Here is a 21,815-nt window from a genome sequence, read left to right on the forward strand (position 1 = left end):
GCGTCACGCTGTGTCGATCCGCACGTTTGCGCCACCTGGCCCAGAGCGGGCCTGTCCTGTCCGGGGGCGGCAAACCGATCGCCGGGTCGTCTGGCCCCGTTCAGAGCGGAGGCCCGTCCGACCGCGCAATGGCCGGACAGCGCGAGCGCTCAGGCGCGCTCGGCGTATTCCATCGTTTCGGTATTGACGACGATGTCCTCGTCCTGCCCCACGAAGGGCGGGACCATGACCTTGATCCCATTGTCCAGAATAGCGGGTTTGAACGAATTGGCGGCGGTCTGGCCTTTGACCACTGGCTCTGTTTCGACGATCTTGCAGGTGACCTTTTGCGGCAGGGATGCGTTCAGCGCCTCGTCCTCGTGATATTCGACCACGATCATCATGCCGTCTTGCAGAAACGGGCGGCGCTCGCCCAGAAGCTCGGAGGGCAACTGCACCTGGTCGTATGTTTCCGTGTCCATCAGAACCAGCATGCCGTTGTCTTCATAAAGGAACTGCTGATCCTTTTGTTCAAGCCGGACTTTCTCCACCTTGTCGGCACTGCGAAACCGCTCGTTCAGCTTGGATCCGTTGCGCAGATTGCGCAGCTCGACCTGCGCAAAAGCGCCGCCTTTTCCCGGCTTTACGTGATCGACCTTGACCGCCGCCCAAAGCCCGCCGTTGTGTTCCAGCACGTTTCCGGGGCGAATTTCGTTTCCGTTGATTTTAGGCATGTGTCAAAACCATGGCAAAAGGTTGATGAAGATAAGGCGCACCCTATATCTTGGTGTATGACGCCTGACAAGACTACGATATCTCGTGTTGCACCCGCAGCGAGCCATGCACTGAGTGCATGGGCGTCATGCGGAATATGGGTATCCGAATCGATACAGATCAGTCATAAGGAACCCCACGCCGAAAACACAAGAGCAAGAATAATCGAAAGGACGACGAGATGAAAGATTTCGTTGACGGCACCGCCTTTAACAACGAGCAAGGCAACCGTGCACGTAAACTTTTCGCAGCCGTTGTACTGGCTGCGTTGGACGACGCAATTGCGGACGACAAGAAATATGGCAACGGTCCGGAGCAGATCGCCCGTTGGGCACGGTCGCGCGACGGTCGCGAAGTGCTGAGCTGCGCGGGCATCGACCCCAACGAACGGGTCGTATCCGGGCTGATGGATTTTGTCGGCAAGGGTGTACGCACCTCTGTCGCGTTGTCGCGCGAAGAAAGCGAGCGCCGCAATGCTGCACAGCAGGCCGAAGCCGCCTGATAACCAGTTGAAATGTTAAGCGAAAAACGCGCCCCAGCGGGGCGCGTTTTCTCGTTTTTCGGGGCACTTGTTGACGCTGGGGCAAGTTAGTCGGCATCGCGACAGATTTGCGATCGCTGCGGCGGCAAACGGTTGTTCGGTGCGCACCAGCTTTCAAACACATACGCCAAACGGCGATACCGCACGGCCCTGCCTGCAAGAAACAAGCGGGCGGCAGCAGAGTTGCAAGCCCCGATTTCCATGCACCTCGCCGAACCGTACGCCGCTTGGTTCAAGCGTCTTGTTCCAAAATGACAAAGGGTGTCACGGGACCGGACCGGCGCCGAACTTCGCGTGGCGCATTTGCAACAAAAGGGCAGCTTCGGCGTATCCTGCGGCCTGCCCGACAACACATTCGCGCCACCGCGAAAGACCCGACCACCCTATGCGTCACCGCGGTGCAAAGATACGCCGCCCGCACACCGTGCACAGCTATTCTGGCCATCGACCATTTGCGGCCCAGGGCAGTACGCAATGCGCCGGGATCAATCGAGCTCTTGCGCCGCCAGCGCGCGATGGATTTCGCGGCGCACGAGTTTGCGCACATTTCGGGTGATCCGCTCGCCCAGCGCGCCCTGAAGTTCGGAGCGCACGATTTCACCCACCAGATCGCGCAGCGCCTCTTCGTCGATCAACTGCTCATCCGCGGCCAGGCCGCTGTCCAACGCTTCGGCTTGCTGCGGCGGCGGTGTGTCCGTTGTCGCGTCGTCCCGAGCCGCATCCTGCGCCGCAGTGGGAACCGCGCGGCGCACGGGTGCGCCTTTGGCGTCGAACTCAAGGTGGTCTTCCCAATCCAGGGTCGGCGCGTCGGTGCCGGAATAGTCATCCGTGCCGGTGTCGTCCGGCTCCCATTCGCCGGGTATCCGGCCGATCGCCGTTTCCAGCGCGGCGATCTTCGCGCTCAGCGTGGCGGCGGCGTCGCTCTGCCTGTCGTCCCCCTCGGCGCTCAAAGCTTGCGATCCATCGGTGTCACCGTCATCGTCGCTGGCGTCATGCGCAGCGTCGGCGCTCCCCTCGTCCGGTGCGGGATCGCTTGCGGCTTCGGCGGCCTGCGAATGCCCACCGGCATCGAGCGCCGCGCTTTCCGCTGGTCCGGGGTTTTGGTGCCCGTCGTCGTTCAGAGCGTCCCGATCATGGTCCGGAACCGTCCAATCGGGGTCGTCTGACCCAGCAAGGGCGCCCTCCGACCGATCGTCCGGCCACGCTTCATCATCGTCCTGCTTGGCTGTTACGGCGTCGACACGCATCTCGTGCACGGTGGCTGAGGGTTGTTCCCAGCTATCATCGTCGTCATCGAAATCGGTGGCGGTAAAGGGCGCCGCGCCCTCGTCGTGTCGCTCAGCAGCCTCTTGCGCGGACTCCGCGGGCGGCTGCTCTTCGACGGGCGGCACATCCTCGGCCACGCGCAACGCCGGCGTCAGGACCAAACGGTCGCTGACAGCCTTTGTCGTTTCCTGGCGCGCAGGGCGTTTATCTTCGGATACCAATCGACGGATCGAAGACAAGACATCTTCCACCTCGGCGTTTGTTACGGGATCTGACATTTTTTAATTACCACTCTGGCCTCGGCGAACAGTCTAGCGCGAGGGAGGGATTCTCACAATGGCTGCGTAAAATTGTCAGTCCTTTTGAAGCGCCCGCAACACACGGTCCAGCTTCTGACCCTGCTTGGACCGCCCGGTCGGTGCGCTCTTGACGATGTTGTAATAGGCCGCCGGATCGTATTGCTGCACACCCAGCGCAAGGTTCTGTGTGGTCAGCAAGCCCATCGAGGACAGGATGGAATAGGCCGCGACATAAAGATCGGCCTGCGCGGAAATGCGCGCCGCTTCGGCATCCAGCAGTTCCTGTTCGGCATCCAGCACATCCAGCGTGGTGCGCGCGCCCAGCGTCGCTTCCTCGCGGATGCCCCGAAAAGCGATGCGCGCGGCGCGGATACGTTCGTCACTGGCCGACAGGCTGGCGCGCACTGCGTCCAGTTGCGCAAATGAATTTCCGACGTTCTGTTCGATCGTGTTGCGCACCAGGTAAAGGTTGGCGCGCTGTGCATCGCGCTGTGCCATCTGGCGGCGCACGCCCGACGACAACGCGCCGCCCTGATAGATCGGCCCCGACACTTCCAGCCCGATGGTGCCGCTGCGGGTATAGGCGTCCGAGTTGAAACTTTCCGTCACGCCAAGCGAACCGGTCGCACGCAGCACCGGCTTGGTCTGCGCCTTGGCACGCAGGATGGCCAGTTCGGAGGCCGCAACCTGATGCTGCGCCGCGCGCAGGTCGGGATGGGTGCGAACGGCCAGCGCCTTGGCGGTGTTCACGTTGCGCTCCACCCGCGGCAGCGACGGCGGCGGAACCAGACGACCGGGGCGGCGGCCGACGACGTTCTTGTATTCTTCCTGGGCCTGCAACAGGTTGCCGCGCGCGGTGGCCAGACCGCTGCGCGCTTCGGCTTGACGGGCTTCGGCCAGCGCCACGTCGGTTCGCGTCACCTCGCCCACCTCGAACCGGTCGCGCGCGGCGCGCAGCTCTTCGGTCAGAAGTCGCAGGTTGTTCTGCCGCAGGGCCACGAATTCGCTTGCGCTGCGCACCGACATGAAGGCCGACACCGCGCGCAACAGAACCTGCTGCTCAATGCTGATCAAGGTCTGGCGCGTCGCCAGAACGCTTTCCTTGGCCACGCCGATCCCGAGAGAGGCCGCGCCGCTGTCCCACAGCAAAAGTTGCGCCAGAAGACCCGCCGACACCGAGGTGTTGCCGATGCTGCGCTTTGCTCCGAAGGTGTTGGACCCCAGCGAGTTGCCAAAGGTCCGGGTCACGTCGCCCGACCAGCTCAGAATGGGGCGCAGGGCGGACACGGCGGTCGCCACATCCTCATCCGCAGCCCGCAGCAACGCGCGATTCTGATCCAGAAGCCCGCTGGTGGTGTAGGCGCCCACCAGCGCATCGGCCAGCGTTTCGGCGCCTGACTTGTGCGGCGTGCCCGCGATCAGACCCGCGACCGCCACGACCGCCACCAGTTTCCATCCCGTCTTGAGCCCTGCGATCATTGCCGTGTCCCCCTGCTGTGCCGGCTTGCATGCCCAAGGGCCGCGGACCGGTGATAAAATCCTAAAGCTGAAATGCCTTCTGTTTTTCAAAACCCTTCAACACCGGCGCCCCCGCGTTGAACGAAAACCGCCACGACACGTGGCCATCATCCTTGTAACCGATGCGTACGGCACCAAGCGCGCCTTCCATGAACAGGCAGGCCATGCGCCCCCCGTCCTTGAGCTGGTCAATCAGGGCATCGGGCACCTGCTGAACGCCGCCTTCGACGATTATCACGTCATAGGGGCCATGCTGGTCGGCACCCTCGGTCAGCGGGCCGACATGCACCACGACATTGTCGATCCCCGCCCCCGTCAACGCCTCCTGCGCCTCCTTGGCCATCGCCTCGTCGTCCTCGACGGCGACCACGGCCTCGGCCATGTGAGCGATCACCGCGGAAGAATAGCCCATCGCCGCCCCGACATCGAGAACCAGTTCGCTGTTTGTGATCGCCAGTGCATCCAGCATCTTGGACAGCGTGCGCGGCTCCAGCAACACGCGCCCGCCCCCCAGATCGAGGTTTTCGCCCATGTAGGCCGCCTCGCGCTTGGCCGCGGGCACAAAGTCCTCTCGCGGAACGGAAAGCATCGCGTCGATGATCGGGAACTTGGTCACATCCGACGGGCGGACCTGCGTATCGACCATCATGGTCCGGCGGGCGGCGAAGTCTGTCATGGGCTAAACTCGTTCGTTCAGGGTCTGTCGCGCCTGCTGTGCCATATCTTGGCGCGCGCAGCAACGGCAAGGGCGGGCCGCGTCAGGGTAAGTCTACCCGCAGGTGCAAAACTGCACAAGATCAAGCGAAGGCAAGTTTTTTTCGCCAGATTGCCGCGCGCGGCGATCCGCACAGCTTGCGATGGGCTGTCAGGCTGCGCGCGGAAGGACGCTGGCAGCGCGCGCCAGGGCGGTTATCCGGTCCCAGTCGCCGGTCTTGACAAGGTCGTCTGGGGCCACCCAGCTGCCGCCCGCGCAGGCCACGTTGGGCAACGACAGATAGCTCCCGGCATTGTCGGGGTTCACTCCGCCCGTGGGGCAAAACCGGATCTGCGGCAGGGGCGCGGCGAGCGATTTCAGCGCCGGCGCCCCGCCAGAGGCTTCGGCAGGGAAGAACTTGAGCATGTCGTACCCCCGCGCCAGCAGGCGCATCGCCTCGGTGGCGGTGGCGGCGCCCGGCAGCATCGGCAAACCGGCAGCTTCGGCCGCGTCCAGCAGCGCATCGGTCGACCCCGGCGACACGCCGAAGCGCGCACCCGCCGCCATCGCGCGGCTCACATCCTGCGGCGTGATCAACGTTCCCGCCCCGACGATGCCGCCTTCGACCTGCGCCATCTCGGCGATCGCCTCAAGCGCGGCGGGCGTGCGCAGCGTCACCTCGAGCACCGGCAAGCCGCCTTTGATCAGTGCCTCCGCCAAGGGGCGGGCATGGGCCACGTCATGCACGACCAGCACGGGGATGATGGGCGCGCGGGCGCATATCTCGCGCGTCTCGGCGCTGCGTTTTTTTATCGGCATCGTAAATTCCTTTTGAAACAGTGCTCTACAGGCTGCTGGCCCCGGTTTCCGCCGACCCCACCCGCGCGCGGAAAGTGGCGAACAACTCGCGGCCCAATCCGGCTTCGTTCCCGCTCAGATCGGCCTCGACCACGGGGCGGTCCAACACGCCTTGGGTCACGATCTGCAACACGCCCTGCGTGGCATCGACCCGCAGCACGTCGCCATCGGCCACCTTTGCGATCGGGCCGCCATCGACAGCTTCAGGGCAGACGTGGATCGCCGACAGGACCTTGCCCGACGCGCCGGACATGCGCCCATCGGTCACCAGCGCCACCTTGTGACCGCGCGCCTGCAGGTTCGCCAGCACTGGCGTCAGGCTGTGCAATTCGGGCATACCGTTGGCCTTGGGCCCCTGGAACCGCACCACGACCACCGTATCCTGGTTCAGCTCGCCCGCGTGATAGGCGGCCTTCACCGCCTCCTGATCATGAAAGACGCGCGCGGGCGCTTCGACCACGTGGTGTTCCGGCTTCACGGCCGAGATTTTCGTGACCGCCGTGCCCAGCGATCCGGTCAGCCGCTTGAGCCCCCCGGTCGGCTGGAACGGATCGCTCGCGGGGCGCAGGATCTTGTCGTTGAGCGTTTCGCCCGACCCGTTCTCCCAGGTCAGCGCACCGTCTTTGAGCTTGGGCTCCTGCGTATAGCGCTCCAGCCCCTGCCCGGCGATGGTGGTCACGTCGGGATGCAGCAGCCCGGCGCCCAGCAATTCACCGATCATATAGCCCAGCCCCCCCGCCGCATGGAAATGGTTCACATCCGCCAGACCGTTGGGATAGACCCGCGCCAGCAGCGGCGTGACCTCTGCCAGATCGGAAAAGTCGTGCCAATCCAACACGATCCCCCCGGCCCGCGCCATCGCCACCAGATGGATGAGCAGGTTCGTGGAGCCGCCGGTGGCATGCAGTCCGACGATCCCGTTGGCAAAGGCACGCTCGTCCAGCACATCGCAGACGGGGGTGTAATTGTTGCCCAGATGGCTCAGCGACAGCGCCCGCTGCGCCCCTTCGCGGGTCAGCGCCTCGCGCAGGGGCGTGTTGGGATTGACGAAGCTCGACCCCGGCAGGTGCAGGCCCATGAATTCCATCAGCATCTGGTTGGTGTTGGCCGTGCCGTAAAAGGTGCAGGTGCCGGGCCCGTGATAGGCGGCCATCTCGGCCTTCATCAGCGCATCGCGCCCCACCTCGCCGGCGGCGAACTGCTGGCGCACCTTCGCCTTTTCGTCGTTGGACAGACCGCTGGTCATCGGCCCCGCAGGCAGGAACACCGCCGGGATGTGGCCGAATGCCTGCGCCGCGATCACCAGCCCCGGAACGATCTTGTCGCAGACGCCGAGGAAAACCACCGCGTCGAACGTGTTGTGCGACAGAGCAACGGCAGACGCCATCGCGATCACGTCGCGCGAAAACAGGCTTAGCTCCATGCCCGCTGTGCCCTGGGTGACACCGTCGCACATCGCGGGCACGCCGCCTGCGACCTGCGCCGTGCCGCCGACCGCGCGCGCCGCATCGCGGATCAGGCCGGGGAACCCTTCAAAGGGCTGATGCGCCGACAGCATGTCGTTGTAGGCGGTCACGATGCCAAGGTTGCCCGCGTCGCGGGTCGCCAGCGCGTCCTGGTCGGGGCCGGCGGCGGCATAGGCATGCGCCTGACCGCTGCACGACAGATGCGCGCGCGCCGGACCGTCCTGCGCGGCGGCGCGCATCCGGTCAAGGTATGCGCGGCGCGTGTCCTCGCTTCGGGCGATGATGCGGTCGGTGACGCGGTCAAGCGTGTCATTCAGCATTCGATTGTCCTCTCGGCTATCGGCGCGGCGGGTCAGATGCGCCATCAGAAAAGTTAGCGCTAACATATCATCTGCGGGCACGGCTGGCAATCATTTGCACCACCACTTCGGGTGACAGGCGGCGGACCTGTGCACCGGGTCGGGCGGTCGCCCTGCTTGCCCCGGACCCTTTCACGGAAAACCACTTCGGGCAAAACCATTCTGTCTGGATGCATGCCCCGCACCGCCCCGATTCACGCGCCGATCCGCCGAGGTTATTGTACGCCGCCCCGGGATAGACGCCTTGATTGACCTGTCGATATGCTTACCTCATCCCTTACCGCCACCCGAGGACGCCTGATGAGCAAAGCATTCACCAAGGAAGACGACAGCCCCGAAGCCGACCGCCTGCCCGATCTGCCGCAAAGCCCGCATCCCAATTACGTCACCCGGCAGGGTCTTGTCGCGTTGCACGACCGTCTGGAGCGGGCCCGGGCGGATCTGGCCGCGATGCAGCGCGAAGACGACACGATCGCCAGCCGCCAGGCGATGGCGGTGGCCAAGCGCGATATCCGGTTCTTGGAAGAGCGCATCAACCGCGCCGTGCCGGTCGATCCTGCGCAGCAACCGCCGGGCATCGTCGCCTTCGGCGCAGTCGTGGATGTGGCTGACGCACAGGACACCAGGCACCGATACCAGATCGTTGGCGAGGATGAAGCCGATCCGGCGACAGGGCGGATCGCGCCATTTTCACCCTTGGCGCGCGCGCTTTTGGGCGCGCAGGTCGGGGATTGCGTCGATTGGGCGAAACCCAGCGGCACGGTGAGCCTCGAGGTCATGGACATCCGTTTTCCCGACGCCTGACGCCTCTGCGGGCATCCGCAAGAACGCCTGTCTTGCGACACTCACCGTGTGCGCGGCACAGCCCGCAGCCAGCCCATCGGATGGGCCGTTCGGGCCCGGACGCGAAAGCCGCGCGCCCCTCCATCCCGAGCGTCTCTCGCGCCGAGGCAAAGTTTGCAAAGGCGCGCCGATAATCGCTTGACGATACTCGGACCGGATCGTAAGCACACGATGGCTTCGGCGAGTTGGCGGAGTGGTTACGCAGCGGATTGCAAATCCGTGTACACCGGTTCGATTCCGGTACTCGCCTCCATTTAACTTCAACCACTTAGCAGGTCGAAGGCTAGAGATCGGTTTGAAGTCTAAACAAGCGCCTAAACATTCCGTTTTTGTTCCGTTCTCTTTTGCTGCGCCTCAATGGCCCTGATTTTCTGCCTCACCTTCTTGGTGTAGTGCAGGACCATCGCGGGGCTCTGTCCCGTCACAGCCGCTATCAGATCGTCGCTGCACCCCGCCTCAAGAAGCTCACAGGCCGCATTGTAGCGCCAGCTATGAATGTCGTAGGTAACCGCCCCAATCTTCTCTCTGATATTTCGTACCGCCTGGGATGCCCCGCGATAAGACCAACGGTTTGTACCTCTCTCGTTTGTCAGAATGAAAACCGAGTGACGGCTAGCAGCATTCAACGCTGCGCTTAGTTCTGCAAGAATTGGAACCCATAGCTCCTTGCCCGTTTTTTTCTGGCGAATGACGAAAGCATCCTCCTGAATGTCAGACCAACTCATTTCCAGAACGTCACCCATACAGCTTGTGCAGTTGAATGCGCGGGAACGTCGTGAAAGTATCTGGCCTTACACGGCTTAACAAATGGAACGGATTCGATGAGTACACTGGAAGAAATTCATCAGATAGCAGAAGAACACCGAGTGAAAATGGAAAAAATAGTGTTTGTAGACGATGGGTACATAGTGATTGATCTAAACGAACTTTGTGATGCACCCACGACCTATGACATACCTCTTGAAGAGTGCGAAACAGCGGAGCAAATTCTTGGATGGGTTTGGCAGTTGTCCGAAAAGACATGGCTGACGACCGAGGTTCTTAGGCGGTTTGTCGCCATTGCCACGGAGCAGGCAGGCGTGGACCTCCACCCGATCGGCTCCTGATTGGTCACTTTTTTCTAGACCACGAACCACAATAATAACTCACTCGCGTGATACGGTCCGACAACCTGATGCCGTCGTCAGGAGAAGATCCTTCTCAATGGCGGCGACGTGCCGCTCTTTTGGAATTTCACGTTTCAGCATCCCACGAAAAAAAAGCCGGCGGCCATTGCTATTATTTCTGTCATTGGATTAATGCAAAGTGCACGAACGGCGGGTTTGACAAGCCGCGCCGCAGCATTGCGGTCTATAGTTGGAGGGCCGCTTTGGGCCGTTAGTTCCGCCGACTTTTGTTAAGTTCGAATTTTTCCCAGACGTGCATCCGTCCCTTCTGACGCGCATCTGCTAGCCACAGTTTCTTGCGCAGATCAGGCATTTCCAAGCTGCTGTAGATACCACCGGAGAACTTGGGCCAATCAATTGCAAGTCCTTGCTTCACCATCTCGGCAGAAAGGTCGCGGCCATCTTGCAAATAGCACCGCGCAACGGTGCGACCGTGCGTATCAGTGTCGGTTATTTCCGCTCGCACGGTTTGGCCTTTGCATAGCCTCACCATCGCCCATTTGGCTTTTTGACCATATGGGTGGCCCAATTCGGGTGCATCTACACCGAACAAGCGGATCTGCGTTTTTTTGATTACAATGGTATCACCGTCCGTTACATAGGCAGAACCTTGAATGACGCGCCCTTTCTGAGCAGGTGCCGCGTTTTCTGCATCGAACGTCGCTGACCGTTGACCTCCAGCCTTCTGTTGAGGCTCTGGAGAAGGTACCAGCGTCAAATGTTTCTCAGTACCTTGTGATCGATTACTTTCTTCTGTGGCTTTAACTTTTCTTTCAGAAACTTGGCGCGAAGCACTGAAGAGTGCGCGAAACAAAAATCGCAGCATAAATTCATCCAAATAATGTCAATTGAAACTGACGGTAGCAACAACCTTGGAGTGTGTCGCGCGTCTTCTCAGAAAACAAACAGTTTCCGCTCCCTCCCAACGTCTAAACATTCCCGCTATGTTCCGCCGAAACACTTTATTCGTCTAAACAAAAAAACTATATTTTTCAGCCACAATCCTAGTCTTGCAAATCCGTGTACACCGGTTCGATTCCGGTACTCGCCTCCATTTCATTCTGTTCAAAAAAGCAGCGGCTGAACGGTCAGGTGTGACACAACGCGGGACACACCCCGTGGTGTTCTCGTCCGATCCAACCCGTTCCAGACATAGCGTTTTTTGTTTCAGCGGGCCCATCCCTCCGGCTCGAGAAGAAAACCTCGCCACCGCTTGCGTCTCTTCGCGCTTGGGTCTGTCCGCATCGACGTCGTGGTCCGTGGCTGCGGTATCCCAAAAAATATCCCACCCCGTCTCTTCGAATAGGTGTCGAGGGGCTGCGCATCGAACACCGGCCGGGCAGAGGGGACAAGCGAGGGCCTGTCGGGTGTCAAAAAAACTGACGCAGAGGGTGACTGATAAAGTCGGATCGACCTCGATCGCCGGCGAAGGCTCTCCCTTCTGGATCCGTTCTTCCGCCAAGCAGATCATAAAGCCGCCTGCTTGCTGTTCCCCGACACGCTTGACCCGAGCCTGGCATTGGGAAAGGGTTCATCGCAGGAAAGGCCGTCAGGGCGATGTCTCGCCAAAAGGATCCGCTCCATGCCAAATGACGCCACCCCCGCCCGCATACGGGACCTGCCCATCATCCAGCCGCGCGTGGACCAGATCGATGACCACGCCTTTCTTGCGGCGCAGTGGGCCAGGGGACCGCTGGCGCGCGACAGCATCGGGATGGTCTATTCCTTCCCCTACGGTCACTGGGCCGTCCTGTTCGACGACCGCTACACCCGTCAGATCGAAACCGAGGGCATTCGCCTGCGTGGCATCACCGAAGGCCCGATCTTTGATTTCTTCGCCAATTCACTGCTCACGTCCAACGCCGAGAGACACCGTGCCCGCCGGACCCCTCTGGCCCGCACCTTCGCCTTTCCGATGATGAAAGCTCTCAGACCCGCGGTCGCCGCAACCGCCCAAGCCTTGATCGAACCGCGCGCCGCATCCACCCATGTTGACCTGCTTGAGGAGATCGCGGGACCGATGCCCGCCCTGATCATTGCCCGCGTGCTCGGGGTGCCGGAAACCGACGTTCCGCGCTTCACGCGACTGGTCTATTCCGCAATCCGTGCGCTTGCCGTCCGTTCCGACGACGTGATCCGGGAGGCCGAGGCCGACATGGGCATGTTGACGGAGTATGTCTCAGAACTGCTTGCGACACGGCGCGCCAATCCCTTGGGCGATTTTCTAAGCGAATTCCTCGCCTCCGTCGAAGAGGGAGCGCTGAGCGAAAACGAGATCCGCATCACCATCGTCACACTGATCCTCGGGGGGTCGGATACGACACGCGCCAGCATGGCGATGACCCTGGCGCGTCTGTTGCAGCACCCCCGGCAATGGGCCCTTCTGAAATCCGACCCGGATCGCTGGAAAGGACCGGCTGTGCAGGAGGGGCTGCGGTTCGATCCCGTTGTCGGCAGCCTGGGGCGCATCGCCGTCACCGAGTTCGAACTGGCGGGCACCCGCATCGTGCCGGGAACGATATTCAGTCCCGTTGTGCTGACGGCGCTGCGCGACCCGGCTGTCTATGCCGATCCCGAGCGTTTCGATATCACGCGTGAGGATCACCCCCGGTATTCGCCCGGCTTCGGAAGCGGCGCGCACCGCTGCCTGGGCGAGGCATTGGCGCGGATCGAATTGGAAGAAGCATTGGCCGCGTTTGCCCGGTATTGGCCGGATGCTCAGCTCTCGGGCCCTGAACCGCGGATGCGCGGGGTATCCGGCACACGTGGAATTTCAGGCATGTCGGTATCGCCCGCGGGCTGAACCTCATCCGTCATCTCAAATCGCCGATGCCGATGCCGATGCCGGAGCATGGCCCCAATGTCACGGGTCAGGCCGCGTTCTTTAGGCCGCGATCGCGGCTGGTGCGCCACAATCTCTCACACCCGCCACAGATGCGCGTCGTGAACGCCTGCCCTTTCAAGCTCCGTCCCGGTGTTTGGCCGATTTTCGGCCATCGTCCCCATGCGGCCGACAGCGCGGGTCACGACATCGGCGCGGTCCTCCGTCTGCGGCACGGGCCTGCCGCGCGAAACCGGTATCGACGGTGAAACGCATCGCCAGGACCGTGCCGCTTGCGGTCTTGGCGTCATTGCCTGTGTCCATGCGCAGGGGGGCGACGTTGCCATCCATTTGCGGACTACCGGTTTCGAAACCGCGAAAAAGCCAATCCAGGATGACATCCGCATTGCCCGGGCCATGACAAACCCAGCCCTGGGGCCAAGCGGGTCAGGTCCTTGTTACAGTCATCACGAAACCGTCGAAGACCTTTGCCGAAATCGCCGGAAAAGAGTACAATACAAACGACTACCGCCGTCGTGCTGGTATGTTCGATGGCGATAGCGTGAACCTTGGAGAAAGGAAGGCGCTCCCATGAAACACCTATCAAAGACTGTAATTATTGGGACCTGTATGCTTCTCACCTCGGCTTCCGCCGCGTGGGCGGAAGATGTCACCGCAGAGGGCCTGATGGAGCGACTTGAAGGCGTCGCACCCGCAGCTGTGCTTGAAGATGCAACGCTTCTGCACTTTCCCGCCGAAGGCGAGATGATGACCCTCCGCGAGGGCGGCAACGGCTGGACCTGCATGTATCCCGGCACCGACCCGATGTGCGCCGATGCGGCGGCGATGTCGTTCCTTGACGCATGGATGAAGAAGGAAGACCCGCCGGAGACACTGGGCTTTGTCTACATGTTGCTTGGCGACGAGGGCGCGAGCAATACGGACCCCTATGCCACCGAAGAGACGGCGGACAACCAGTGGGTCGTCGCGGGACCGCACGTGATGGTTGTGGGCCCCGAAGCGAAACCGATGCTCGACAGTTATCCTCAAGAGGTTCCGGAGGGGGCCAGCCAACCGTGGGTCATGTGGCCGGGAACGCCCTATGCTCACCTGATGATCCCGATCGAGTGAAGCCCTTTTGCGGGCCTGGAACTGGCGCGGACCAACAAGTATGACACCGCCCACGATTGGTTCAGGCCCGCAATCCGCACTGTGAATGAAGGGCGTCTGCGCCTTGCCGGGTCGGTCCCATGCCTGCCGGAGCGACGGCAGACATGTGCCGGAACCGCCGTCCCGGTGGGATCGTGGCAGGCGCGAGCGGCCACCCCCCTGCCCCCGGTCGTCGTCGCAGCGGGCGGTCGTCGATCGTCCACTCCATCAAGATCAAGCAGTCCCCACATCAGGTTTGGATGTTTCGCGGCAGGCCGCCGCCGACCTTGAGGCGAAGTATCTGAAGCTCTGCGACAGCGGCACAACCAGGGCAAACAAAGCCATGGCCAGCAACATCGGCCCCTGCTCTTGCCCGGTGAGGTCCAGGATGGCGCCCGCGACAGGCGGCGCTGCCATCATGATCGCAAAGTAGATCGTAAAGAAGATGCCCATGCCAAAAGCGCGCACTTGCGGGCGCAGGGCCTGGCCCGCCATCGCCATGATCACGCCCGCCGGAGCCATGCCAACCAAACCGAACACCAGGCTGGCGGCGAATCCCGCCCGCGGTACACCGAGCAGCATCAAAGCCGCGATCGCGCCGCCCATGCACACGGTCAGGATCACGTCGCGGCGACCGAACCGATCCGCAATTTGCCCGCACACCGCGCCAGACACTATCATCACCCAGCTTCCGATACTGATGATACCGGCCGCGGCCAGGGCCGATTGGCCAAAGCCTTCCAGCACCTTCGGCCCGAACGACAGGTAGGTGACATAGCCCGCGTTGAACACAGCCCACGCGCCCGCCGCGCAGATGATAAGCTGCCATTCGAGGGGCGTCATGCGTGCGGCCCCGGCGGTGTCGGCCGCGGGCAGATCATGCGGCGCTTGGTAAAGCACATGGACGCCAAGGGCTGCGATCAGGCAATAGGCAGACGCGGCCTGAAAGGGAACCTGCCAACCATAGGTCTGCTGCAGCCAGGCATGGCCAACCTGCCCCATAGCGATCCCGAAGGGCCAGCTCATGACCAGGATGCTCATCGCGGTCGCGATTTCGCGGCCTTCGAACCAATCAGCGACCATTTTCGTGAAATAAAGCGTGGCCGACAGGAACCCGGCACCGGCGATCAGGCGACCGACACCGATCATCGCGCTGTCCGCCGCAATCGAAGAGACCAGGCCCCCAAGAGCCAAGGCCCCAAGTCCAGTCACGACCATCTGCCGGTCCGTCGCGAACCGGCCCAGATAGCCCGCCGGAAGCGCAAGAAACAGCCCGGGAAGCATGAACAGCCCGATAAGCAGACCGACGCCCGCATAATCCAGCCCGAAGTCGGATGTCAGGCTGTCACCAACCGAGGCCAGAGTTTGAAACTGAAGTCCCAGCCCGATACGGGCCAAGAACAGCAGAGCAAGGATCCGCCAGCGCATCACGCCCACCCAAGCCCCCGCAGGGCATGCAGGTCATTCCAGATTTTCGTCATATGGCTGATCTTGTCGCCATCGAATTCCAGGACATAGGCATAATCCGATACGACCCTTTTTCCGGTGGGCGGAACCGGTCCACCCTCACCCGTATGCGAGCCATGAAACGCGGCGGCGGCCACGGCCGTTCCCCGCTCGGTGTCCATCGCGAAGGATGTGAGCACGTAATGCCCATCGGGAATTGGCGTCAGGAGGTTCTTCATCCAGTCGCAATAATCCGACAGGACCGCCGTATCCGACAGCGCATCGGCCTGGCAGGAAAAACTGGCGTCGCCAGTGCACCACGTTCGGCAGGCGGCCCAGCCTTTGCCGGTTTCACATGCCTCGAAAAAAGCCTTTGCAGTTTCAAGATCCGGCATCGCCCACTCCTTTGTGTTTCGGTTGTGGACTGAACGCTACACCAGTGTATTTTGGCTGCGTATCGGGCAAATGCGGTAAAACGGCCTCCGGGCCTGCAGTATTCGCCTACTGCATCTGCAGGATTGCGCGATTTGCGTGTTTTGTTCACACTCGCCGCGATCCACCAGCAGAATGAGAGCGATGCGAGATCAGGCCCAGTTGAGCGATAGGGAGCAGGAAATCGCGCAGCGTTATGCGGCAGGTTCCAGCTATCAGGAGATTGCCGCAAGCCTTTGCATCGCACCGTCAACCGTTCGCACGCATCTGGCCACGATCTACCGCAAACTGGAGGTGTCTTCGAAGGTCGAGCTGGCGAACCGGCTTGGCGGAGCTGACATCGAACCCCGAAGCCACGCGGAACTACGCGCCGTTGTCTCAGAACTTGCGCTCAGCCTCGAAGAGGCGCTGAGCCGCGAAAAGGCGCTGAGCGAGGTCTTGCGGATAATCAGCGCGTCGCATGGTGATCTGGACCTGGTCATGCCCTCCATTCTCGGCTACGCGCTGGAGCTCTGCGACGCCGAATTCGGGATCTTGTTCGAGTACCGCCAGAACCAACGGTTTCTCGCCAGCTTCACGCAAGGCATTCCACAGGCCTTTCAGGATTGGCTCGACGACAGCGGCACGTTCTGCGCAAGCCGGCAGACCGGCCTTGGCCGGATGAGCAAGCAGCGCGAGGTCATCAACATCATCGATGTCAAGTCCGAAGCGATCTATCGCACCGACGACCCATTGCGCTTTGCCACCGCAGACCTTGGCGGCGCGCGATCTTTTGCGGCTATCCCGATGCTGGCCGCGGACAAGCTCGTGGGGGCCTTCACGATCTATCGTCAAACGGTCCGTCCCTTTTCGGACGACACGCTGCGCCTTGCGCAGATGTTTGCGGCGCAAAGCGTCATCGCCCTGGAGAACGCGCGCCTCATAAGTGCAGCCCGCCGATGACCGAGCACGTCGGTATTGCAGCAAATTGGTGGATGAACCCACGGTTCGGCATGGGCAACTCCGCCAAGTGAAGCCAATCGCCGGGTGCCGGCAAACCCAACACGCCTGCGCGCACCCCGTGGTCAGCTTATAGATCGAAATCCGGGGCTTCGGCAGATGGCGCCGCGGTCGTGGCCTGATCCTTGCGATCCGCCGCGACCCTGGCCATGGCCGCAGGATTCGAAATCACCTGGCGAAACTCGCGGACCCGCGCGTCCGGACCATACTCCAGAACCAGGATCATGACCTCGCGATCCGGGCAGGTCTCCCGACTGCCGAAGACCGCCGGCAAGGGCATTGGAGCGGCAACACGCGGCACGATCGCATTGCCGTCTTGAGCAAACCACGCGGCACGGTTGTCGATCGGGCGCAGATAATCGTTGGCGCGCGCCTGCGCGTCGAGAGCAAAGGCAGTCGCGATACCGCTGATGCTGCCCGCAATCGAGCGTTTGCACGCGCTTTCGCCCGCATCGACCGGCTGACCGGCGATCTGCGGGGGCATGTCCCACAGGATCATCATGCGTGGCTCGTCGCCCCCTGCGAGGTCTTCGGGCGTGAGCACATCATAGGTCTTAAGGAGTTGGTCGCGCAGTTGGGGCCAACTGGGCCCCCTGCCATCCGGAAAGAGACGCGTTCTTGAAATGCCCGTCACGACACCCCCGAGCAACGGTGGTTCGTGATAGATGGCGATCATATCCTGTCTTTCTGATGATTCCAGCAACGTGGCGTTGTGATAGGGCTCATACGCGGAAATCTCGACTGCACCGTCGCGCGCGGCAAACGCCTGCCGGTCCTCGACGGTTGCGCGATACCGTGCATCGGCACCGATCCGCTCGGCCAGAACCTCGGCCGCGGCGTCGTAGGCATCACCCAGTGACACGCCCAGGACGGAGAATGAACCGGCTTCGATCCGCAAGGGCTCTGGCGTTCCGAGTGGCGGGCTTTGCGTTTCGGATCGCGACGCATCGCCGGTATCCGGCCCCTCAAACCGATGTCGAAGCAGCACCTTTGTTTCATCAATGACGGTCTGCCCCTCTCCGGCGTCGAAAAAGATGATCTCGGACGGTCGGTAGAGCAGATTGATGCCGCGACCGAAGTCGGACCCATAGGTCGAATCGACGCCAGTGACATCGAATGCAATCAGCGCATCGAGGTCCGGAAAGGTCTTGGCAGCAGCTTGCAGGCCCTGTGCAATGTCTGCCAACGCCGGAACGAACAGCCTGTGGTCTTCGGTGTCAGAGATCAGTGTGACACGCAGCGCCCGGTCCGCCTCGGGCGTCTCCTCGCTCAGCGCCGGGGACAGGCTTCCAATCCGCCAGCCTTCCCGCTCGAAATCATAGGGGTCCAATTTTACCCGGGCCCGCATCCAATGCGTATCGATATCCGCATCGCGTCTGCGCGCGGCCTCAAGCAGTTCCGCCGCCGCCGCACGTTTGGCAAAAGCGTCCGATCCGCCAAAGCGGCTGTTGTCGAGCTGCCGTTGAAAGATGTCGGATGCCGTCGATCCAGCAGCCTCAGCCGCATCGAAAATCAGATCGGAACGCCATGCCAGTTCAACCGTCCGGTAATCTGCCTGCTTCGCCTTCGAGAACGCAATCTGTGCAATTTCCGGAGCGTCCTGCCACTTGACCCTGGTGTTTGAGCGCCGAACGACAAGCCTGTCAGGGTAGCCCGCCAGGACCAGCCGCTCGGAGCCATCCGGCATCGTCACGATCCTTTCGGCGGTGACGGTCAATTCGACAGTCGAAAACGGCCAACCGCCATCGCGCTTCTCATAGGCGGGCAGGTCCTGGTCCACGCCATAAGCGCTGGTGGGCTGCGGAAGGAGCAGGATCACGCGATCGAATGCCGACCGCGCGACAACGCTGGCCAACGGCACCTCCACGATCGCATCGATTGGCACGCCGAGCATGTTTGCCAGGGTCGTCAGGTGGCTGTTCCGGCTCCTGATGAAATCCGAAAGCCTGCGGCTGCCCTGAACCAGATGTTCGGCATAGTCGGTCCGGAACGCGAATTTCAGGCCGGTCTCGGTCGCAAACAGGTCATCCGTATCGAGGCGGTGCATCGCTATCCGCTCGGCGCGTGCCGCGACCACATTGACTTCGTCCGGGGTATCGAGCCACCAGACACGGTCGAAGTCTTTCAGTCTGCGTGTATGGGGCGTATCGGCCACATCCCTGAGCTCGGCGTCCGAGAACCGGTAGAGCACCTCGGACAACTCGTTCGCCCGCCGGACTTCGATGGGGCCGGTCACGCTGGCGACAAATCTCAATGACGCACGCTTCTGGTCTTGTGCCATGACGTACCCGCGCAGCGTCACGGGTACGGCCAAAGCAAATCTCGGGCCGCCCGACCGCTCGACGATCTCCTCGGCACGCCGCTCGTCGACAGGCAAGGCATCCGGCCGAACGTCGGTTTCGATCGGGATCTGAACCTTCATGCCCATGACCGTACCGATCGCGTTTGGCTCGCCGTCAAAGCATCGGGCAACGTCGTCTTGATCGAATGGAAACCGGCGACTGTCGAAATCGTAGCCTTCCGCGTCCAATACGCAGATCAACGTCACGTTTTTGGATGGGCTGGCGGACCTGGCGACCGCCGCCGTCGCCTTGTCGCGCAGTGCGGATTCCAGACGACGCTGTTCGAATTGGTTCAGGTCCAACCGGACGACTTCAAACAGGTCGGACATCGTCTTGATCCGGCCCTTTTTCAACAGCAGGTCAACCTGTCTCGAAACGCCCACATCCGCGATGCGCATGGCCTCTGTGATGTCCCGTTCAGTCAACCTTTGGAAATCGAGGAGCGTGTCTTTTTGAGGGGTCTCAAGTAACGAGGCCGCAACGAGACTGGCCAACAGATCTCTTTGCGCCTCGATGACGCTTTGTGCGTTCCATTTTTTGTCGATATATCCACCCGGACCGAAACGGCTGATGAATATCTCTTCGTTTGCTGCGGCGTCCAATGGGCCTTGCGCGAATGACGGGCCAGCGGCGCCATAGGTCTCGCCATCCGGTTCGTGCGCCTCTGCCGTGTCCTGACCGTATCCACTCGACGCGATGGCGGCCAGGCCCTGGGCGCGGGTGGCCATCGAGATCGCGAGACATTGAACATCGCCACCGCATCTGTCCCTGCTGTCCAACCAGGCCTTTTGAGAATTGCGAATTGCCGCGCCTGTTGTCGCGTCGGCACTCTCGAGAGCGAATGCGTAGTTGCGTGTGATGGCCTGATCCAGTTCGGCAAGGTCCGTCGACCCACAGATCGCGAATTCGGTCGGTGTAGACGCACGCGCGCAGTCAAAGCTTGGGCGGACGGCCCCCGTGGCGGGGCGCTCCGGGATTGCGATCCGGGCAACGGCGCGCCTCAGGTCCGCTTGCAGCTGACGGCTTGGGCGACCGGTGACGGATAACCCGTTGTCGCGTTCGAATGCGCGGATCGCAGTGCGTGTCTTCTGCCCCATGAGGCCGTCGATGGGCCCGGGATCATACCCGCTTTGCGCCAACAGAGACTGGATTTCGCGGATATCGCTGCGGGCCATGGATGGCTGGGCCGCGCCGCTCTGTGATGGGGGTTGCGCCCTGTCGATCTGGCGCGGGGGCGGCGCAGGGGCTTGCTGCTGGCGCAGGATGTTCTCCGTCTCGCCGATGATCTTGAGACCTTGCAGCACGTCGTTCAGGCTCTGTGCACTTGCGAGCTTTGGAACGGCGCTTGCCGTGATGAACAGGCATACCAAAAACACTTTGAGCATATCCCCACCCCTTCAAAATTTTTCCTGAAATACCGCCAATCTTATAATAAAATTGCGCAACAATCAATTTCTTGGCAATCTTATGCTGCCACCGGTTTGCGGCGTTCCTCTTTCTCTTTGTCTTGTTAGGTCTTGGGCGCCGGGCTGTGCGTCGATGGGGTGCGTGGATCACGCAGGCAGCCGTATCGACAGAGCCCCCCCGCGCCCCGAACACCGCCGCGCCGATGTCGGCGCGATCGTTGAAAAAGTCCAGAATGTCCGACCTGCGCCGCACCCGACACGGCCGCCGCGGGCAATCCGCCCGAGTCACCAGACAGGTCGCGGGCCAACCGGACCCCTGAAAATTGGTGTCATTTTGGAAACGGTCTTGGATTTCAAGCCGGAGTTTGCACGATACCGCCTCAATTTGGACATATTGGCGGGCGACGACTGGGGGGACGGAAACGACGCCTGAAAGAGACACACAATGCAGGATCGGGAATGGATGGCGCCACTGGGCCAGGTGTGGGATCTAACCCTCGGGGTGTTGTTCGATCCCGGGCATTTCCTGAGCATTCTGCCCCTCTTCGTGGCCTTTGCCATCGCCTTTGCCGTGGTCGTGATCCGGCGGGCGAAAAAGGTCGGGCTGGCATCGCTCAAACCCCGGCACATCGTGGCGCTTTTGCTGCCGCGCCGGATCTTTCTGCACAGTTCGGCAAAGCTGGACTATGCCGTCTTCTTCATCAATCAGCTCGTGCTGTTCTTCATCACGATCTCGGCACTGCTCAGCCCGGCCCTTGTCTCTGAATTCATCGTCTCGACCGGCAGCGTCATGGGGCTCGAAACGCGCCAGGCCGAGGTCTCGTTGACGCAGCGCGTGATCTATTCGGTGTTCCTGACCCTGTTGTGGGATTTCAGCGCGACCTATGCCCATTACCTCAAGCACAAGGTGCCGATCCTGTGGGAACTGCACAAGGTGCACCATTCCGCCGAGGTAATGACCCCCGTCACCGCGCTGCGCCGTCATCCGCTCGAGGCGCTGTTCAGTTCCGCCATTTCCGCCCTCGTGATCGGTCTGGGCGTCGGGATCTGGGTGCTTGTCTTCGGGCAGGACATCATGCCTTACAACCTGTTCGGCACGCTTGTGGGAATCTGGCTGTGGCGGCTGGCCGGCTACAACCTGCGTCATAGCCACATCTGGATTTCCTACGGGGATTTCTGGAACAGGGTCTTCATCTCGCCCGCACAGCACCAGGTGCACCACAGCAAATCGCCTGCGCATTACGACACCAACTTCGGGCATATCTTTGCGTTCTGGGACAAGCTGTTCGGCACGCTCTACCTGCCCCGGTTCGACGAGCGGATGGAATTCGGGATCGACGACGACGAAATGCCGGAATACCGGTCGCTGTTCGGTCTGTACGTGACGCCCTGCATCAAGATCTGGCACCGCCTCAAGCCCAAGCGCGACACGCATCGGGCTCCGGCTGAATAGCCTT

18 protein-coding genes and 1 tRNA gene are annotated in these 21,815 nt (G+C 61.8%); 8 read left to right on the top strand and 11 right to left on the bottom strand.

Features of this window, described 5'->3' with window-relative positions; translation table 11 throughout:
• Positions 1-149: 149 nt before the first annotated feature.
• A complete protein-coding gene (gene efp / locus FDT80_RS06315; RefSeq protein WP_138661344.1) occupies positions 150-713 on the bottom strand; it encodes an elongation factor P in 564 nt (187 codons plus the stop codon).
• Positions 714-934: 221 nt separating this feature from the next.
• Here efp and FDT80_RS06320 point away from each other — a divergent pair, with 221 nt between their 5' ends.
• Complete coding sequence (locus FDT80_RS06320) at positions 935-1,255, top strand: DUF6280 family protein (protein WP_114885126.1); 321 nt, start codon at positions 935-937, stop codon at positions 1,253-1,255.
• Positions 1,256-1,779: 524 nt separating this feature from the next.
• On the opposite strand, the gene FDT80_RS06325 is transcribed toward FDT80_RS06320, so the two are convergent.
• From FDT80_RS06325 to edd, 5 genes are all read right to left on the bottom strand, one after another.
• Positions 1,780-2,721 carry a hypothetical protein gene (locus FDT80_RS06325; protein WP_246039880.1) on the bottom strand — a complete coding sequence of 314 codons (942 nt, stop codon included), beginning with the start codon at positions 2,719-2,721 and terminating at the stop codon, positions 1,780-1,782.
• A 192-nt stretch (positions 2,722-2,913) separates the two neighbouring features.
• Positions 2,914-4,338, bottom strand: a complete 1,425-nt coding sequence (locus FDT80_RS06330; RefSeq protein ID WP_138661346.1) for a TolC family outer membrane protein — start codon at positions 4,336-4,338, stop codon at positions 2,914-2,916.
• 61 nt (positions 4,339-4,399) lie between these two features.
• The gene (locus FDT80_RS06335) at positions 4,400-5,053 is read right to left on the bottom strand and encodes a protein-L-isoaspartate O-methyltransferase family protein (RefSeq protein ID WP_138661347.1); all 654 of its coding nucleotides are present in this window, start codon (positions 5,051-5,053) and stop codon (positions 4,400-4,402) included.
• 189 nt (positions 5,054-5,242) lie between these two features.
• Positions 5,243-5,890: a bifunctional 4-hydroxy-2-oxoglutarate aldolase/2-dehydro-3-deoxy-phosphogluconate aldolase gene (gene eda, locus FDT80_RS06340; RefSeq protein ID WP_138661348.1), complete on the bottom strand. Its 648-nt coding sequence runs from the start codon at positions 5,888-5,890 to the stop codon at positions 5,243-5,245.
• A gap of 25 nt (positions 5,891-5,915) precedes the next feature.
• Positions 5,916-7,715 (bottom strand): phosphogluconate dehydratase, encoded by a 1,800-nt coding sequence (gene edd / locus FDT80_RS06345; RefSeq protein ID WP_138661349.1) that lies wholly within the window; start codon positions 7,713-7,715, stop codon positions 5,916-5,918.
• A 339-nt stretch (positions 7,716-8,054) separates the two neighbouring features.
• Between edd and FDT80_RS06350 the strand changes: the two genes are divergently transcribed.
• Complete coding sequence (locus FDT80_RS06350; protein WP_138661350.1) at positions 8,055-8,558, top strand: GreA/GreB family elongation factor; 504 nt, start codon at positions 8,055-8,057, stop codon at positions 8,556-8,558.
• A gap of 218 nt (positions 8,559-8,776) precedes the next feature.
• A tRNA-Cys gene (locus FDT80_RS06355) sits at positions 8,777-8,850 on the top strand.
• A gap of 61 nt (positions 8,851-8,911) precedes the next feature.
• Here FDT80_RS06355 and FDT80_RS06360 read toward each other — a convergent pair.
• Positions 8,912-9,340, bottom strand: a complete 429-nt coding sequence (locus FDT80_RS06360; protein WP_138661351.1) for a tyrosine-type recombinase/integrase — start codon at positions 9,338-9,340, stop codon at positions 8,912-8,914.
• Positions 9,341-9,418: 78 nt separating this feature from the next.
• On the opposite strand from FDT80_RS06360, the gene FDT80_RS06365 reads away from it, so the two are divergent.
• Entirely contained in the window at positions 9,419-9,703 is a 285-nt protein-coding gene (locus tag FDT80_RS06365) for a hypothetical protein (protein WP_138661352.1), read from the top strand.
• Positions 9,704-9,974: 271 nt separating this feature from the next.
• On the opposite strand, the gene FDT80_RS06370 is transcribed toward FDT80_RS06365, so the two are convergent.
• A complete protein-coding gene (locus FDT80_RS06370; protein ID WP_138661806.1) occupies positions 9,975-10,589 on the bottom strand; it encodes a thermonuclease family protein in 615 nt (204 codons plus the stop codon).
• Between the two features lie 756 nt (positions 10,590-11,345).
• Between FDT80_RS06370 and FDT80_RS06375 the strand changes: the two genes are divergently transcribed.
• The gene (locus FDT80_RS06375; protein ID WP_138661353.1) at positions 11,346-12,566 is read left to right on the top strand and encodes a cytochrome P450; all 1,221 of its coding nucleotides are present in this window, start codon (positions 11,346-11,348) and stop codon (positions 12,564-12,566) included.
• 705 nt (positions 12,567-13,271) lie between these two features.
• Entirely contained in the window at positions 13,272-13,715 is a 444-nt protein-coding gene (locus tag FDT80_RS06380; protein WP_170311797.1) for a hypothetical protein, read from the top strand.
• A gap of 252 nt (positions 13,716-13,967) precedes the next feature.
• Here the strand turns inward: FDT80_RS06380 and FDT80_RS06385 are convergent, their stop codons facing one another.
• Together FDT80_RS06385 and FDT80_RS06390 are read right to left on the bottom strand one after the other, a co-directional pair.
• Positions 13,968-15,161 (bottom strand): MFS transporter, encoded by a 1,194-nt coding sequence (locus FDT80_RS06385; protein ID WP_138661355.1) that lies wholly within the window; start codon positions 15,159-15,161, stop codon positions 13,968-13,970.
• A complete protein-coding gene (locus FDT80_RS06390; protein ID WP_138661356.1) occupies positions 15,161-15,574 on the bottom strand; it encodes an ester cyclase in 414 nt (137 codons plus the stop codon). The genes FDT80_RS06385 and FDT80_RS06390 overlap by 1 nt, the downstream gene beginning before the upstream one ends.
• Positions 15,575-15,755: 181 nt before the next feature.
• Here FDT80_RS06390 and FDT80_RS06395 point away from each other — a divergent pair, with 181 nt between their 5' ends.
• A complete protein-coding gene (locus FDT80_RS06395; RefSeq protein WP_138661357.1) occupies positions 15,756-16,553 on the top strand; it encodes a LuxR C-terminal-related transcriptional regulator in 798 nt (265 codons plus the stop codon).
• 127 nt (positions 16,554-16,680) lie between these two features.
• On the opposite strand, the gene FDT80_RS06400 is transcribed toward FDT80_RS06395, so the two are convergent.
• Complete coding sequence (locus tag FDT80_RS06400) at positions 16,681-20,337, bottom strand: peptidoglycan-binding protein (RefSeq protein WP_170311798.1); 3,657 nt, start codon at positions 20,335-20,337, stop codon at positions 16,681-16,683.
• Between the two features lie 466 nt (positions 20,338-20,803).
• Between FDT80_RS06400 and FDT80_RS06405 the strand changes: the two genes are divergently transcribed.
• On the top strand, positions 20,804-21,811 hold the full coding sequence (locus FDT80_RS06405; protein ID WP_138661358.1) for a sterol desaturase family protein: 1,008 nt from the start codon (positions 20,804-20,806) through the stop codon (positions 21,809-21,811).
• Positions 21,812-21,815: the final 4 nt, after the last annotated feature.

The sequence above is a fragment of the Sulfitobacter sabulilitoris genome, assembly GCF_005887615.1.
GTDB lineage: Bacteria > Pseudomonadota > Alphaproteobacteria > Rhodobacterales > Rhodobacteraceae > Sulfitobacter_E > Sulfitobacter_E sabulilitoris.

Bases quoted from the DNA above. Each gene is read 5' to 3' on its own strand.
- FDT80_RS06320 (WP_114885126.1), top strand. From the start codon at position 935: ATGAAAGATTTCGTTGACGGCACCGCCTTTAACAACGAGCAAGGCAAC.
- FDT80_RS06370 (WP_138661806.1), bottom strand. From the start codon at position 10,589: ATGCTGCGATTTTTGTTTCGCGCACTCTTCAGTGCTTCGCGCCAAGTT.
- FDT80_RS06335 (WP_138661347.1), bottom strand. From the start codon at position 5,053: ATGACAGACTTCGCCGCCCGCCGGACCATGATGGTCGATACGCAGGTC.
- FDT80_RS06330 (WP_138661346.1), bottom strand. From the start codon at position 4,338: ATGATCGCAGGGCTCAAGACGGGATGGAAACTGGTGGCGGTCGTGGCG.
- efp (WP_138661344.1), bottom strand. From the start codon at position 713: ATGCCTAAAATCAACGGAAACGAAATTCGCCCCGGAAACGTGCTGGAA.
- edd (WP_138661349.1), bottom strand. From the start codon at position 7,715: ATGCTGAATGACACGCTTGACCGCGTCACCGACCGCATCATCGCCCGA.
- FDT80_RS06360 (WP_138661351.1), bottom strand. From the start codon at position 9,340: ATGGGTGACGTTCTGGAAATGAGTTGGTCTGACATTCAGGAGGATGCT.
- FDT80_RS06350 (WP_138661350.1), top strand. From the start codon at position 8,055: ATGAGCAAAGCATTCACCAAGGAAGACGACAGCCCCGAAGCCGACCGC.
- FDT80_RS06390 (WP_138661356.1), bottom strand. From the start codon at position 15,574: ATGCCGGATCTTGAAACTGCAAAGGCTTTTTTCGAGGCATGTGAAACC.
- FDT80_RS06400 (WP_170311798.1), bottom strand. From the start codon at position 20,337: ATGCTCAAAGTGTTTTTGGTATGCCTGTTCATCACGGCAAGCGCCGTT.
- eda (WP_138661348.1), bottom strand. From the start codon at position 5,890: ATGCCGATAAAAAAACGCAGCGCCGAGACGCGCGAGATATGCGCCCGC.
- FDT80_RS06395 (WP_138661357.1), top strand. From the start codon at position 15,756: ATGCGAGATCAGGCCCAGTTGAGCGATAGGGAGCAGGAAATCGCGCAG.
- FDT80_RS06405 (WP_138661358.1), top strand. From the start codon at position 20,804: ATGCAGGATCGGGAATGGATGGCGCCACTGGGCCAGGTGTGGGATCTA.
- FDT80_RS06385 (WP_138661355.1), bottom strand. From the start codon at position 15,161: ATGCGCTGGCGGATCCTTGCTCTGCTGTTCTTGGCCCGTATCGGGCTG.
- FDT80_RS06375 (WP_138661353.1), top strand. From the start codon at position 11,346: ATGCCAAATGACGCCACCCCCGCCCGCATACGGGACCTGCCCATCATC.
- FDT80_RS06365 (WP_138661352.1), top strand. From the start codon at position 9,419: ATGAGTACACTGGAAGAAATTCATCAGATAGCAGAAGAACACCGAGTG.
- FDT80_RS06380 (WP_170311797.1), top strand. From the start codon at position 13,272: ATGGAGCGACTTGAAGGCGTCGCACCCGCAGCTGTGCTTGAAGATGCA.